The organism is Chryseobacterium sp. Leaf404 (assembly GCF_001424145.1).
Lineage (GTDB): Bacteria > Bacteroidota > Bacteroidia > Flavobacteriales > Weeksellaceae > Chryseobacterium.
Map to the genome: position 1 here is coordinate 245,999 of NZ_LMQM01000010.1, position 15,674 is coordinate 261,672.

Annotated in this window: 13 protein-coding genes; 10 read left to right on the plus strand and 3 right to left on the minus strand. The window is 36.0% G+C overall.

Annotated elements, in window-relative coordinates; all coding sequences use genetic code 11:
* Nucleotides 1-32 precede the first annotated feature (32 nt).
* The 7 genes from ASG31_RS06895 (at nucleotide 33) to ASG31_RS06925 (ending at nucleotide 9,349) form a co-directional block, all read left to right on the plus strand.
* On the plus strand, nucleotides 33-374 hold the full coding sequence (locus ASG31_RS06895) for a hypothetical protein (protein WP_131725513.1): 342 nt from the start codon (nucleotides 33-35) through the stop codon (nucleotides 372-374).
* Between the two features lie 19 nt (nucleotides 375-393).
* Nucleotides 394-2,118, plus strand: a complete 1,725-nt coding sequence (locus ASG31_RS06900; RefSeq protein ID WP_056029725.1) for a phospho-sugar mutase — start codon at nucleotides 394-396, stop codon at nucleotides 2,116-2,118.
* 62 nt (nucleotides 2,119-2,180) lie between these two features.
* On the plus strand, nucleotides 2,181-3,434 hold the full coding sequence (locus ASG31_RS06905; protein ID WP_056029728.1) for a pyridoxal phosphate-dependent aminotransferase: 1,254 nt from the start codon (nucleotides 2,181-2,183) through the stop codon (nucleotides 3,432-3,434).
* An 88-nt stretch (nucleotides 3,435-3,522) separates the two neighbouring features.
* Nucleotides 3,523-4,863: a serine protease gene (locus tag ASG31_RS06910; protein WP_056029731.1), complete on the plus strand. Its 1,341-nt coding sequence runs from the start codon at nucleotides 3,523-3,525 to the stop codon at nucleotides 4,861-4,863.
* Between the two features lie 74 nt (nucleotides 4,864-4,937).
* On the plus strand, nucleotides 4,938-5,864 hold the full coding sequence (locus ASG31_RS06915; protein WP_131725514.1) for a DUF6438 domain-containing protein: 927 nt from the start codon (nucleotides 4,938-4,940) through the stop codon (nucleotides 5,862-5,864).
* 32 nt (nucleotides 5,865-5,896) lie between these two features.
* Nucleotides 5,897-6,418 (plus strand): hypothetical protein, encoded by a 522-nt coding sequence (locus tag ASG31_RS06920; protein ID WP_056029737.1) that lies wholly within the window; start codon nucleotides 5,897-5,899, stop codon nucleotides 6,416-6,418.
* Nucleotides 6,419-6,496: 78 nt separating this feature from the next.
* A complete protein-coding gene (locus ASG31_RS06925; protein WP_056029740.1) occupies nucleotides 6,497-9,349 on the plus strand; it encodes a VIT domain-containing protein in 2,853 nt (950 codons plus the stop codon).
* Nucleotides 9,350-9,404: 55 nt separating this feature from the next.
* On the opposite strand, the gene ASG31_RS06930 is transcribed toward ASG31_RS06925, so the two are convergent.
* A complete protein-coding gene (locus ASG31_RS06930; protein WP_056029743.1) occupies nucleotides 9,405-10,055 on the minus strand; it encodes an NAD(P)H-binding protein in 651 nt (216 codons plus the stop codon).
* A 261-nt stretch (nucleotides 10,056-10,316) separates the two neighbouring features.
* Here ASG31_RS06930 and ASG31_RS06935 point away from each other — a divergent pair, with 261 nt between their 5' ends.
* Together ASG31_RS06935 and ASG31_RS06940 are read left to right on the plus strand one after the other, a co-directional pair.
* Nucleotides 10,317-11,342 carry a rod shape-determining protein gene (locus ASG31_RS06935; RefSeq protein WP_056029746.1) on the plus strand — a complete coding sequence of 342 codons (1,026 nt, stop codon included), beginning with the start codon at nucleotides 10,317-10,319 and terminating at the stop codon, nucleotides 11,340-11,342.
* A gap of 843 nt (nucleotides 11,343-12,185) precedes the next feature.
* Nucleotides 12,186-12,686 carry a hypothetical protein gene (locus ASG31_RS06940; RefSeq protein ID WP_056029749.1) on the plus strand — a complete coding sequence of 167 codons (501 nt, stop codon included), beginning with the start codon at nucleotides 12,186-12,188 and terminating at the stop codon, nucleotides 12,684-12,686.
* Between the two features lie 39 nt (nucleotides 12,687-12,725).
* On the opposite strand, the gene ASG31_RS06945 is transcribed toward ASG31_RS06940, so the two are convergent.
* A complete protein-coding gene (locus ASG31_RS06945; protein WP_056029753.1) occupies nucleotides 12,726-13,757 on the minus strand; it encodes a threonine aldolase family protein in 1,032 nt (343 codons plus the stop codon).
* Between the two features lie 80 nt (nucleotides 13,758-13,837).
* Between ASG31_RS06945 and ASG31_RS06950 the strand changes: the two genes are divergently transcribed.
* A complete protein-coding gene (locus ASG31_RS06950; RefSeq protein ID WP_056029756.1) occupies nucleotides 13,838-14,491 on the plus strand; it encodes a metal-dependent transcriptional regulator in 654 nt (217 codons plus the stop codon).
* A gap of 33 nt (nucleotides 14,492-14,524) precedes the next feature.
* Here ASG31_RS06950 and ASG31_RS06955 read toward each other — a convergent pair whose 3' ends face one another.
* Complete coding sequence (locus ASG31_RS06955) at nucleotides 14,525-15,670, minus strand: hypothetical protein (RefSeq protein ID WP_056029759.1); 1,146 nt, start codon at nucleotides 15,668-15,670, stop codon at nucleotides 14,525-14,527.
* Nucleotides 15,671-15,674: the final 4 nt, after the last annotated feature.

The following is a 15,674-nucleotide window of genomic DNA, read 5'->3' on the forward strand; positions in this document are numbered from 1 at the left end:
ATCGTAAAAATTCAGATTTTATCAACTTAATTATGAAGAGATTTTTAATTTGTTCGTCACTGACAATGATTATGATAACATCTTGTGTATCAACAAAAGTCAGTTCTGAAACTAACTTTGATTATTCAGTTTTACAGCAGAACACAAATTATATCATAGAAACCAGAGATTATAAAAAGATAAGACAGTTTAAGTTCGTCAGTCAGACAAAGGATTCCATTATTGGAAAACAGAAAGATGATGAAATTAAGCTTAACAAAAATAAAGTATTACAGATAAAAAAACCAAGCACAGGAAAAACTGTAGGGCTGGTTGTAGGAATTTTAGCTGCTGTCGGACTCGCTGGTTTTATTCCTGCAGCAGTAAGTAATTAAATAAACACGAAAATATAATATGTCAGTACTTTCAACCGCAGAAAAAGCCCAACTTTGGCTTAGCGACACATTCGATCAGGAAACAAAAGACGCCGTTCAGGCCTTGATTAACAGCAATTCTCCAGACCTTGAAGACTCTTTCTACCGTGAACTGGAATTCGGTACCGGAGGTATGAGAGGCGTAATGGGTGTTGGAACCAACCGTTTAAATAAATACACCTTAGGTCAAGCTACACAGGGACTTGCGAACTATATGTTAAAGCAGTTTCCAAATGAAGAACTTAGCGTTGCAATCGCTTATGATGTAAGACACAACTCAAAAGAATTCGGAAAACTGGTTGCGGATGTTTTAACGGCAAACGGAATTAAAGTGGTGTTGTTTAAAGATCACAGACCAACGCCGGAATTGTCGTTCACCGTTCGTGACAGAAAATGTACAGGAGGAATTGTTCTTACTGCTTCCCACAATCCACCGGAATACAACGGTTATAAAGTCTATTGGAACGACGGTGCACAAATCGTTCCGCCACACGACGAAGCCATTATCAAGGAAGTGTATTCTGTGAAATTTGAAGAAATTAAATTTAACGGAAATGATGAGCTCATTGAATGGATCGGGGAGGAACAGGACGACGTTTACATCGATGCCTGCATCGAAAATTCAACTTATCAGAATGTTGAAAAAGGAAATCTGAATATCGTCTTCACTTCTATTCATGGTACAACTTACACAACGGTTCCAAAAGCTTTGGAAAAAGCAGGTTTCAAAAAAATAGATTTGGTAAAAGAACAGATGATTCCAAGCGGAAATTTCCCAACGGTAGATTCTCCGAATCCGGAAGAGCCTGCAGCTTTGGAAATGGCCATGGATCTTGCAAAAATTACCAATGCAGATATCGTGATCGGTACAGATCCGGACGGCGACAGATTAGGAATTGCCGTTAGAAATCTTGAAGGTGAAATGCAGCTTCTGAACGGAAATCAATGCAACACCATTCTTACTTATTACATTTTAAATGAGTGGAGAAAACTGGATAAAATCACAGGAAAAGAGTTCATCGGTTCTACAATCGTAACTTCTGATATTTTCTTTGATATCGCTCAGAGATTCGGTGTCGACTGCAAAGTTGGACTTACCGGTTTCAAGTGGATCGGAAAAATGATCCGTGATTTTGAAGGCCAGGAAAAATTCATCTGTGGTGGCGAAGAAAGTTTCGGATTTATGACAGGAGATTTCGTTCGTGATAAAGATTCCTGCGGAAGTATTGTTTTGGCGTGTGAAATTGCAGCATGGTGCAAAGCCAATGGCAGAACGATGTACGAGTATCTGATTGAAATTTATCAGGAATTGGGACTGTATTACGAAGGATTAATTAATATTACCAAAAAAGGAAGAGATGGCGCTGAAGAAATTCAGAATATGATGAAGAATTTCCGTGAAAATCCACCAAAATCTTTAGCCGGATCCTTAGTGAAAGAGGTGAAAGATTTCAAGGAACAGACTAAACTTCTTGTTGCAGCCAATGTGACCAACAAAATGGAAGATATTCCGAAATCAAACGTTTTAATCTATTATACAGAAGACGGAACAAAAGTTTGCGTAAGACCTTCAGGAACTGAACCGAAGATTAAATTCTATGTTTCTGTAAAAGATTCTGTGGCTACTAAAGAAGAGTTTGAAGATAAGATTCAGGCTTTGGAAGCAAAAATTCAGCAGATTAAAACAGATTTGCAGTTGGATTAAACGGAATGTTAATCATTAATATTCTGTCATCAATATTAAAATAAATTTAAATAGAAAGTAAAGTGAAAGTTTCAAAATTAGCGGCGAACCTGATCGGTTCTGAGATTGTAAAAATCGGTAATGAAGTAAATGATTTAAAGGCAAAAGGAGCAGAGATTGCAAATCTTACGATTGGAGATTTGAATTCTGATATCTATCCGATTCCTGCAAAATTAAAGGAAGAAATTCAAAAAGCATATCAGAATAATTTAACCAATTATCCGCCCGCAAACGGACTTTTATCTTTACGAAAACAGGTTTCAAACGACCTTAAAAGCAGATGGAATCTGGATTATGATGCCAACGATATTTTGATCACTGCAGGCTCAAGACCATTGATCTATGCTGTTTACAAAACCATCGTGGACGAAGGCGACAAAGTGGTTTATCCTACACCATCATGGAACAATAATCACTATGCATATCTTACTTCTGCAGATGCTATTGAGGTAAAAACAACGCCTGAAAATAATTTCCTTCCTACAGCTGATGATTTAAGACCTCATTTGTCAGGTGCCGTTATGGTAGCACTTTGTTCACCGTTGAATCCTACGGGAACAATGTTTACAAAAGAACAGCTGACAGAAATCTGCGAACTGATTTTAGAGGAAAATAAAAGCAGAGGCGAAGATGACAAACCATTGTATCTAATGTACGATCAGATCTATTCAAACCTTACTTTTGGTGCAGAACACGTAGATCCGGTTTCACTTTTCCCTGAAATGAGAGAATATACAATTTACATAGAGGGAATTTCAAAATGCCTTGCAGCAACGGGAGTTCGTGTAGGTTGGGGATTTGGTCCGGCTCACATTATCGATAAAATGAAAGCGCTTCTTACCCACGTTGGAGCATGGGCGCCAAAACCAGAGCAGGAAGCCACGGCAAAATATTTTGAGGATACAGCTGATGTCAACGCATTTATCGAAGATTTCAAAGGAAAACTGGAAACGAGTTTAAAAGTTCTTCACGCAGGAATTCAGGATTTGAAAGAAAAAGGTCTTGCGGTAGAGTCTATCGAACCGATGGGAGCTTTGTATCTGACTATTAAATTAGATTACATCGGAAAAACAAAACCTGACGAAACCGTTATTGAAAATTCTTCGGATTTGGTTTTCTATTTAATCAATGAAGCGGGAGTTGCTTTGGTTCCTTTCTCAGCATTTGGTGAGGCAAAATCTGAGCCTTGGTTCAGAGCTTCAGTAGGCGGTTTGGCGACAGAAGAAATTTCTCTGATGATGCCTAAACTTGAAAAAGCGTTAAATAATTTGAAGTAAATTCAAAAAATATTTATAAATTTATCAATGTTGATTCTATTCTTTAGAGTCAACATTTTTTTTATTAAAATTTAAATCAAAATCACAAATGAATAATGATCAGCATGAATCCGGTGAGGATTTTAAGGAAAAAAAACAGCCTGAAAATAATTCTAAAAACGATGAGTTTTCAGAAATATCTGACTTCGAAAACGAAATTCAGGAAGAAAATCAGGAAATTTTAAATGAAGAAACTTCAGAAATTCCTGTTACAGTTGCAACGTCTACAGTTCTTGAAAACAAGAAGAAAAATCCTTACAAAATCGCCTTTTTCAGCCTCGGCGGAATCATCCTTTTGGGTGGAATTTCATTTTTCGGATACAGATTTTATAAAGAAAGTCAGACAGCAGAGCCCATCGTAGAAAATGTCTGTCTGGACAGTGATACAAAAATTTACGATGCCTACAAAGATGCCGTGGTGATGGTAAAACACCGTTATGGCTATTTCGCAAAAATAAAAGGCAGGGAAATTCAGCTCAGTGTGCCTGAAGCAACCGAAGAAACCCTTTACGGAACTGCGTTTTTCGTTGATGAAAATGGGAACATGATTTCCAACAGCCACGTTTTACAACCATGGAACACAGCAGAAAATAAAGAAAGAATTCTTACCAACACCAACAATTTCAAACTGAAAATCGCTTCAATTTTAACTACAGATATTTCTGAAGACGGTTACGAAACTTTCATAGCCTCCAACTGGGGAAATGCTTCGTCAGAATATTATGAAGAGGGCGATGGCGGGGATTTTGATGAAGGTTTTGAGGGTAATTCAGGTGAAGATTTTGTAACATCTACAGACTCTGCACCAGCTGACAGCGTAGAAACTTCAGTGGACATTGCCGCCTCGATTCCTCAGAAAGATTACGTCTCTACCGATGACATTGAAGTGTACATGAAAACTTTGGATATTGCCGTGGCACTGCACGATTCCACAGATGAGTGGTTGCCCTGCACCGTCGAAAAAGTCGCTGATGAAGAAGGTGTGGATCTCGGAATTCTCCAACTTTCAAACAAAACGACGCCGAATACGGTGGTCAATATCGTCAATATTGAAAATTCCATCACCGACGACAGATCTTTGAAACCCGGCGAAAAAGCAGTGATGATCGCTTATCCTTTGGGTGAAGATTTGGCGCAGACCAATTCCGGAGTGAAAGTTCAGCTGTACAATGGTCAAATCAGCAAAGAATCTGATGGCACAAAAATTCAGTACAGCGTCACTTCCACACATGGCGCAAGCGGAGCTCCCGTTTTCAACCATTGCGGACAGTTGATTGCAGTCAATTTCAGTGGAGTAGAACAGGTTCAGGGATATAATTTCGGAATTGTTTCAAAACAGATCCGCTCGGCATTTCCTTTTTTAAGTGTGAAATCTGAAACTGCCCGATAATCATGAGGGTTTACAGAATATTTTTTTTTCCGGCTTTTCTTTTTGTGATAAGTTGTGTTGAAAAAAGTAAGCCATTGCATATAACTGAAATAGACGAATTGCAGTCTGAGAAAGATGTGCAGGTTTTTATCAGAAAGATAGATTCTGCCTACAAAAATTATGAAGTAAAAAAAATTGCTGATTTCACTACAAAGGACATTGTATTTTTTGAAAATAAAAAACTTGCCACAAAATTAAATGTCAGTGAAAGTTTCTATAAAACTGATTTTGACAATAACGGGTACACAGACCTCCTCATTTTGGGGGATAATCATACCTGTTTTGAATCGGCAAATCAATCATGCAGTTACACACCAATTGCACTGATGAATTTTGGAAATAATAATTATGAAATTGTTGGTCTTACGCAAGGATTCAATGATATTATTACTCCTAAAATTAAAAAAATAAACAGCAAAAATCTGCTCCAGATCTACAAACCTGTTGTAAAAGATTGGGAACAAAGGATATTCGAAAAAGAACCTTCTGTACAAATATTGGAATTTAAATTTGATGAATTTATTGAGTATAATTCTAATGATAAAAACTACATCCCAATAAAAAATATTGAGTTTTCTACCTCAGGGTGTTTCGGAACGTGTCCTGTTTTTCAAATGACAATTGATCAAAACCGAAATGCGACATTTATTGCAGAGCATTTTAATTTCACAGATGACATGGAAAACTGGTCTGAAAATATTGAAGGTAAATTTCACACCGTTATTGATAAGAAAAACTATGACAAGCTAATAAGTACTTTGCAGTATATAGATTTCCCTTCGCTAAAAGACAGATATTCTGTCAATTGGACTGACGACCAAACTGTAAATCTTAAAATCACTTATTCAGACAATAAAGTAAAAACGATAGATGATTACGGAGCAATAGGAACTTATGGTTTAAAAAGTGTATACGACCAATTATATAAGTTAAGGAAAAATCAAAAATGGATAAAAGACTAATCACAAATTTTTAATAAAAATAAAAAACAATTATGAAAAAAGTTTTCAGTTTAGCAGCAGCATTTGTATTGACAGTACAATTAAGTGCCCAAACCAATGTTTTCCAAAAAACAACGTGGAAAATTGAATCCATTTCTGCCGATGGTAAAGCCGTTTTAAAAAAAGCAAAGAAGATTAATTTACCTTCTGAGCAAAGTAAATTTCATTTTCTACAATTTGATAATGAAAAATTTGATACTGGCAATCACTGTTTTCACATGGATGGACGGTACAGCATAATTGAACCGGATACCATTGAGTTTTCTGAAGGTGCCGCAGATATGGCTGGTGACTGTAGAGAGCCGAAAAGCCTCACGGGTAACTACACCTTCATTTTTAAAAATGATACTGTAGAACTGACTCCCGCCGAAAAAATCGACTACGATGAACCAATGCCGGAAGTAGCGGACTTCAACGAAAACGAATCTGTGGAAACTGCAGAAAAAGCCGCCAACGACATCCAAAAATCTGCCGACAAATCAAAAAAGAAATCAGCTGGCAAAACCAAAAAGTAAATATTTTTTTTGAGATGAATTTTAATTTTCATTTCATATTTAAAAACATTTGATACATTAAAATTATAAAAACCAAATATGAAAAAAGCGATCAGTTTAATAGCAACACTTGCTTTCACAATGGCATTTGCGCAAATTCCCAGTCTTGAAGTTTCAGGTGAAAAAAAACATCCGGTGATTCTTCAGGATGCAAAATTTGAAACAAAAATCTTAGGAAATCTTGCCACAACGACGGCAACCTACACATTTTACAATCCCAGCAACAGACTTCTGGAGGGAACACTTACTTTTCCGCTTCCGGATGGTGTGAGTGTGAGTGGATATGCCTTGGATATTAATGGAAAACTCAGAAATGCCGTTCCCGTACCGAAAGAAAGAGCAAAAGAAGTTTTCGAAAGCATCGAAAAAAGAAATGTCGATCCAGGAATTATTGAGAAAGTTCAGGGCAATAATTTCAGAACAAGAATTTACCCGTTGCCTCAAAAGGGAAGCAGAACCATTCAGATTACATATCATCAGGAACTGAAAAATACTGCTTCTGAATATCAGTATTTTATGAGTTTTGCAAATGCAGTCAGCATTCCTAAATTTGAAATGAAAGTCTGGATCAATGACGGAGCATCCACCCCAAAAATTATTGAAAATCCCGATGGAAGTTTGTCTTTTCAGAAGCAGGGAAATCAGTGGATTGCAGCAATTACCAAAGAGAAATTCACACCGAATGAAAGTTTGAAAATTAATATTCCGAAAACGAATCAAACTTCGAATGTTCTGTTGCAGAAAGCTTCGGGAGAACAGTCTTATTTTGCAGCAAATGTCAATGTAGATTTTCCCAAAAAAGAAAAGCCAAAATCTCAGAAAATTGCCATTATTTGGGACAATTCTTACAGTGGATCAAAAAGAAACCGTGACAAGGAACTGGATTTTCTGAATGCTTATTTTGCAGATAATAAAAACGTAACTGTTTCTTTAGTAACATTAAATAACACTTTAGATGTAGCACAGGATTTTACCGTTTCTCAGGGAAACTGGGCAGATTTAAAAACAAAAATTTTAAATTTAAAATACGATGGTGGAACTGATTTCGGAGCTTTGAAAGAGGTGAATGGAGTAGAGGAATATCTTTTGTTTTCTGACGGTATTTCTAATTTTGGAGATTTAAATGTTAAATTTAAAAAACCTTTAAACAGTATAACAAGTACGCCAACGTCAGATTTTAATTTACTGAAAATGCTCTCAGCTCAATCAGGCGGGAATTTTATTAATTTAAATGAGACTGATACGCAGTCGGCATTGAAAAAGTTTAAAAAATTGCCTGTCAGGTTTTTAGGGTTTAAAGAAAATCCGAACATTCAGGAAGTTTTTCCGAATGTTGGCTCTGTAGTAAATGAGCCGGTGAATATTTTCGGTATTACATCTGGAAATTTAGGAAAACTGACAGCTATTTTTTCAAACGGAAGTGAAAAATTTGAAGTTCCGGTAGATTTTACCAACGCTTCTCCAACGGAAAACTGGCAAATTGCGCAATTCTGGGCTCAAAGAAAGATTGATGAGTTGGAAATAAATCCATCCAAAAACAGAAACGAAATTAAAAATATCAGCGAGCAGTTTGGTGTTGTAAGCAAAAACACCAGTTTGATTGTTTTAGACGACATCAATGATTATGTCCGTTATAAAATTACGCCACCACAGGAATTAAAAGCAGAATACCAAAAGATTGTTTCTCAAAATAAAGGAAGAATTTTAGAACAGAGAAGAAATCTTTTATCTAAAGCTTTCGACAAAACAAGAGAATTAAAAACATGGTGGAATACGGATTTTGAGCCAACAGAAAAAAAGAAATATCCCAGTATTACAAATCAATCTCAGTCTGAAAGCAGGAGTGTTGCTGAAATAATTCAAGGAAGAGTTGCAGGTGTTGCGGTATCACGATCCTCTGCAAAGATGATGGAAATGTCAGATGAAGCTGTAGAAATAATGAATTCCGGAAGAAAATTAGAAGGCAAAATCACCTTGGTTGACGTAGAAAGCGCCGCAGAATACATGAAAGATTTTCAGAATCTGCAGTCAGCCGAAGTTATTTATCAAAAATATCTTGAGAACAGATCAAAACACGAAAAGCAGGTAACTTATTACTTCGATATTTCAAAACTGCTGTTTAAAAAAGGTGATAAAGTTTTGGCTTTAAAAGTTTTAAGTACACTTGCAGAACTCGATCTTGAAAATGAAGAACTGTACAAAACCATTTCCTACCTTCTGAAACAGCGTGGTCACTACGATAAAGAACTTTGGATCACCCAAAAAATTCTGGAGTGGCGACCTTTTGATGCTCAAAGTCACAGAGATTACGCTTTGGCTTTGGTGGATAACAAAAGACCTCAGGAAGCTTTAAATATTTACAAATCAATTTTATATCAGGAGTTTACCGATGAGATTGCTGATCGTGACAACGGAATTGAGGAAATTTTAATTATGGAAATTAATAACATCCTCAAGCAAAATAAAAATGTGGATGGAAGTAAAGTTGATGACAGATTAAAAGCTGATTTGCCTGTAGACATCCGTGTGGTTATCAACTGGAATAAAGACAATACCGACATTGATCTTTGGGTAACAGATCCGAAAGGAGAAGACTGTTCCTATTCTCACAAATCTACCCAAATTGGTGGCAGGCTGAGCAATGATTTCACGCAAGGTTTTGGTCCTGAACAGTTTTTACTGAAAAAAGCCATCAAAGGAAAATATAAAATCAAAACCAATTTCTTTGGTGAAAGACAGAATGTTTTGTCCGGACCAACCACGATAATGGCTGAAGTATATCTCTATTATTCTGATGGCAGACAGGAAAGAAAAATCGCTGTTTTCCAGAATCAGAAAGAAAATAAACCTGAAAGTGACAGTAAAATCCTGATAGGTGAATTTGAATTTTAGATAAAATTAAAATGCCGGAGAAAATATCTTCGGCATTTTTAAGTATAATATAATTTTATGTTTTATCAGCAAAGGCAAAAATATTTCCCAGTTTGATGCTGGAATATCCGCTGCTTTTTATTTTGGAAGAATTAATCATTGCTTTTGCCAGAATCTGGGTTGGCAGAGGTTTATGACTTTCTAACAGTCCGATTTTATTGGCAAATTTAATTATTCTTCCGCCTAAAACTTCGCCGTTTCGTTCCGAGTCTTTTCTTTCGAGCATTCCAGGTTTAAAAACGGTAATTTTATTGAAATGAAGCTGTTTCACGGCATTTTCAAGCTCGCCCTTCATCCTTGAATAAAATATTTTTGATTTCGGATCTGCGCCGTAAGCTGAAACCAAAACAAAATCTTCCACATTGTTTTCTCTGGCAGATTTGGCAAAATTGTATTGGTAATCGTAATCTACTTTCCATTGGGCTTCTTTGCTGCCAGCAGTTTTAAGAGTAGTTCCGAGGCAGGAAAAAGCGACGTCACCGGTTACCAGATCTTTCCAGCTTTCAGGCTCATCAAAATCCACGGTGTGTACAGTTAATTTATCATTGAAGATTCCCAGAGGTTTTCTCACAAAAATATCAACCGCAGTATAATCCGGATCATTAATAAGTTGCTGTACCAAATCTTTTCCTGTGGCGCCCGTGGCACCTATAACTAATGCTTTCATGTGTTGATAAATTTTGCGATGACCTAATTTAGGAAAAAAGATTCAAAACAGAAGAGAATCTCAGAATTTTTACTGCAATCTGTATTCCGAAATATCAGCTTTGATGTATGATGGAACTGAATTTATTTTATAATTAAAATTTACCCGGAATATCAAAAATTGTGAAAGCTTTTTTAACGTATGTTTAACTACGGGGGGGCTGTCATTAGGTAAGTTAATAAATGTATTAGCCGTACCTTTAACCACTTTAAAAAATGACTGATGGGGATATTTGATATGTTTACGGAAGAGATTGCAATAGATTTGGGAACAGCCAATACGCTGATTATACATAACAATAAAATTGTGGTAGACGAGCCTTCTATTGTGGCAATAGACCGTCTGACGGGAAAAGCAATCGCTGTGGGAACGCAGGCAAAACTGATGCAGGGAAAAACCCATGAAGATATAAAAGTAATACGGCCGCTGAAGGATGGTGTGATTGCAGACTTTCACGCATCTGAGCACATGATAAAAGAATTTATTAAGCTAATTACTCAAATCAAAGGTAAATTAATACAGCCTGCATTAAGAATCGTAATCTGCATACCGTCCGGAATTACGGAAGTGGAAAAAAGAGCAGTGCGGGATTCTGCACAGAAAGTTAATGCAAAAGAGGTCATTTTAATCTACGAACCGATGGCTGCAGCAATAGGAGCGGGGATTGACGTAGAAAGTCCGGAAGGAAATATGATTGTTGACATAGGGGGCGGAACCACCGAAATTGCCGTGATTGCTTTAGGTGGAATTGTAGTTGACAAATCTTTAAAAATAGCCGGTGATGTTTTTACTAATGATATCTCATATTTTATCAGAACCCAGCATAATCTCAATATTGGTGAACGTACAGCGGAAAGAATTAAAATTGAAGTAGGTTCGGCACTGGAAGAACTGGATTTTGATCTGGAAGATATTGCTGTTCAGGGAAGAGATTTGATAACGGGTAAACCAAAAGAAATAATGGTGGGTTATAAAGAAATTTTCAGAGCACTGGATAAATCCATCATGAGAATTGAAGATGCTATTTTAGAAACGCTTTCGATAACGCCTCCGGAACTGGCGACAGATATTTATAAAACCGGAATTTTCCTCGCCGGCGGCGGCGCATTGCTTAACGGACTTGCAGAAAGACTCCACAGGAAGACAGAATTGCCGGTATTTTTAGCAGAAGATCCTTTGAGAGCCGTGGTTAGGGGTACTGGGATTGCACTTAAAAATAATAACAAATTCAGGTTTCTGATGAAATAGTTTATTTTGATTATCAATGTTTTAGCGGTTAATTCTATAATTTATCGCTTATTTTTTTTAAATAAAATTAAAATTGATTTGATTTTTGTTTTGAGTGAAATTAATTTTAAATCTGACGTCTGAGAAATCTTTGTTTTAATGAAACTTTACACGAGATAACCAAATCGACAGCATTTGAATCAAATTAATTGTTCATCTGTGCGCAAAAAAATCTTTAAAGTCAAAACAGTTTGTTGATTACTGAATTCTGAATTATTGATAATTCTTAAATTTTTTTGCTTGTGAAATCTTTGTTTTAATGAAACTTCACCCGAGATAACCAAATCGACAGCATTTGAATCAAATAAGATTTATTTAAAGTGAAATTAATTTTAAATCTGACGCCTGAGAGATTTTTGTTTTAATGAAACTTCACCAGAGATATAGTCAAAACGGTTTGCTGATTACTGAATTCTGAATTATCGGAAATTCTTAAATTGTTTTGCTTGAGAAATACTTGTTTTAATGAAACTTTACACGAGATAACCAAATCGACAGCATTTGAATCAAATTAATTTTTCATTTAAAAAATAATTTAGGTGATTGAATTTTCTGTGACTGAATATTATTTCGCTATTGATAAATCCTTTGGGAAAATTGAATACTTTGAAATATCACGTTAGAGAGCCTGAAAACTCGTTTTTATTTGAGAAAAGAAATTCATTGAAATATAAAAGTTAACATAATATAAATTATAGGATTTTTATTCTTCACAAATTAAGGCTGTAAACATCACTATTTCTGTTGCTGATTTGTAATTTCTTACATAAATTAGCTTTACCAAAATTTAAGAAAATCAAGTCAATGAAAAAATTAATATTTGCAGGAGCTTTAATCACGATTGCTCTGAGCTGCGAAAAAAAAGAAACCCCAAAACAAAGTCCTGTAAAAACAGATTCCGCTGAAACAGTTTCTGAGCCTGTAGATACTTTAGGCACCAAAACTTTCTGCTACATGAAAGTTATTGGCAAAGACACAGTTGTCGCCAGTATAGACGATAATCTGGGAACCCTGATCGGTAAACTGGCTTATAAAAATCACGAAAAAGACAGTTCCAAAGGCGATGTAACCGGTTTCAGATCTGGAGATACGCTGAAGTTAACCTACGAATTTGCCTCTGAAGGAACTACCAGCAAACGCGATATTTACTTTTTACAGAAAGATAATTCACTTTTTGAAGGTTTAGGCGATCAGAAAGATAACGGCGGACAAATGGTTTATTCCAACGAAAAGAAAATTTCGTATCCTGAAGATCAAAAACTTGAATCTGTAGATTGTGAAAAAATAAGTAAACTTCTAAAATAAAAAGCTTCAGCCAATTGATATTTCATTGGCTGAAATTTTTTAAAGCACTTCTTTCAGTTTATCTAAAAATCCGTCGGTGACAGAATCTGTCGTATTCCATGATGTAATGATTCTGATCGCCGATTGAGTTTCGTTTGTTTTCTGCCATACATAAAATTCAAAATTCTCTGAAAGCTTTTCTATCACTGGATTTTCAAGTATTGGAAAAATCTGGTTGGTCGATGTATCGCTTAAAAACTGAATTGCTTTTTCAGTCATCATATTTTTAATTTTCATAGCCTGAGTATTGGCATTTTTGCCTAATTCAAAATATAAATCTTCTTTAAAAAGTTCCAGAAACTGTATTCCCAGAAGCCTTCCTTTAGCCAAAAGTGCTCCTTTCTGTTTAATATTGAATGCGAAATCGGGCTGCAGTTCCGGATTATTAATCACAATACCCTCTCCCAGTAAAGCTCCGTTTTTGGTTCCTCCAATGTAAAAAACATCTGTAAATTGGGCTAAATCCTGAAACTGAATATCATTAAATTCCGAAGTAAGAGCCTGTGCTAGCCTTGCTCCGTCCATAAAAAGATAGAGATTATTTTCTTTACAGAATTTATAGAGCTCCTCCACTTCTTTTCTCTGGTAAATTGTTCCCAGCTCTGTAGAATTTGAAATATAAACGAGTTTGGGCATCACCTGATGAGGAACATTTTGATGGCTTTCCAAAACAGGAATGATGTCTGAAGGGCGAAGTTTCCCATCCTCAGTTTGAATTCCTAAAATTTTATGTCCTGTGGCTTCAATTGCTCCGGTTTCGTTGTTTAAAATATGTCCGCTCATCGCTGAAATTACAGCCTGATATGGTTTTAAAATAGATGATATCACTATTAAATTTGCCTGAGTTCCACCCGAAACAAAGTAAATTTCAGAGTGTGAAGATTTCAGTTTTTCTTTAATGAGTTCTTTTGCTTTTTTAGAATAAATATCTTCGCCATAGCCTGCCTGCTGATCTTCATTGTGAGCAAGCAATGCCTTTAGAATTGCGGGATGAGCGCCCTCAGAGTAATCGTTTTTAAATGAAATTTTCATAGAGTAAATATAAAACTTAATTATAAAATTCACTCACAAAAAATAATTTGTTAGATTTGTATATTAAATCATCTAACATTTTGAAAGCAACTCTTACCGAAGAAAATTATCTGAAAGCTCTTTTCCATACCGTTGATTCTAATAATAAAGTGACCATCAACGAACTGAGCAAGTTTCTGGATGTGAAAATGCCCAGTACCAACAATATGATGAAGAAGTTTGCTGAAAAAAACTGGGTAATTTATGAAACTTATAAACCGCTCACCGTCACCTCTTCGGGAATGCGGGAAGCCGCTTTAGTGGTAAGAAAACACCGTCTAACAGAGATGTTTTTGGTGGAAAAAATGAACTTCGGCTGGGAAAATGTTCATGAGATTGCCGAGCAGCTTGAACATGTACATTCACAGCTGTTTTTTGATAAAATGGATGAAATTTTAAACTTCCCGAAATATGATCCACATGGAGAACCGATTCCTGATAAAAAAGGAAATATCATTGAGCAGGATCTCATACAACTGTCAAACTGTGAAGCAGGCGACAAGGTTGTGTTCACTTCTTTAACACTGTCTGATGATGCTTTTCTGAATTATCTCACCGATAAAAATCTACTCCTAAACACAGAAATTCTAATTCTTAAAATAGAAAATTTCGACAAATCGATGACGATAGAAATCAATGGAGTGAAGGAAATTATCAGTAAAAAAGCAACTGAAAAAATTTTGGTAAAAAAATAAGGACATTTTTCAAATGCCCCTATCCTGTTTTTATTAATCTAAAACACTCCAGCCCCGTTTAGGATTGTTGTTTGAACTGACTTCCTGCTCAGTAACGATAATATTTTCTTTGCGCTGACCGATGTACTCCAGTTCACTCAACTTAGAAAAAATTACATCCAGACTTCTCATCAGCAGTTGAATCTGATGAAGATGTTCTCCTGAATTATGATGGTCATAATTAATTTCTGCCACTGTGGAGAGTTGATTCAAAAGCGTGTGCGGTGCGATTTCGCTCCATTCCAGACTGTAGTTCAGCATTTCTTCCAGTTCTGCAGGAAGAATCATCTGTGTGGAATTGTAGATTTTGAGAGCCAGTTTCGAGAAAACTTCGGTCAGAAAAATCGGAGATTCATAAGGAACCACGTTTCTAAACTGAAAGTATACATCTGCAAATGTATTAACCATTGTTGTACATAGGTTTTTTACGTTAATGGCCAAAGCTGTATTGGCATTTTTATGTGCAGATTTCTGAATGATTTTAAATGAATACTGCTGCAGATTTCCAATATATTTTGCAAAACTGTTGTAATATTCAAGCAATGACGGGTGACTCTGTATTGATGTGCAGGGCGGAATGAAATTACTGTCAACCTGTGCAATATTCCCCATCAGATTAACCTTACCGATGACCAGATAATTTCCCCCTGCGTAACCTTGATTTACAGATTGTAAAGGCAAAAGTTCAATATGATAATTAGGTTGGGAATAAGGATGTCTCGGCGGAATTTCGTCTGCATCAATATCGCCGAAAGGCACTTTATCAAAAGGATTTACCGAAACTAAAATATAAAATTCTCCGTCGGTACTGCTTTCTTCAAAATTAATGAATTTCGCAAGAGATTTTACACTTACTTTTCTGTCTTTCAATTCAATGCGGTAACCTGCGGCAGTTACGGCACTGCAGTTTTTAATGGTCAGCTGTACATCGTTGGTAGCGGTGTTATGCACGTCAAAAACCGTCTTGTCTGTGTATTCATTAGAGATCGGAAGCAATCCATAGTTATAATTGCTGATTTTTATTGAATTTGAATCTCTGATATGATCTAAAAGATGATTATCCTGCTCATGAAGATGTCTCTGCGAAACCTTCATGCCGTCTACCCAATTGATGGCAGGATGTTTAATTGGCTGTATCATTGTG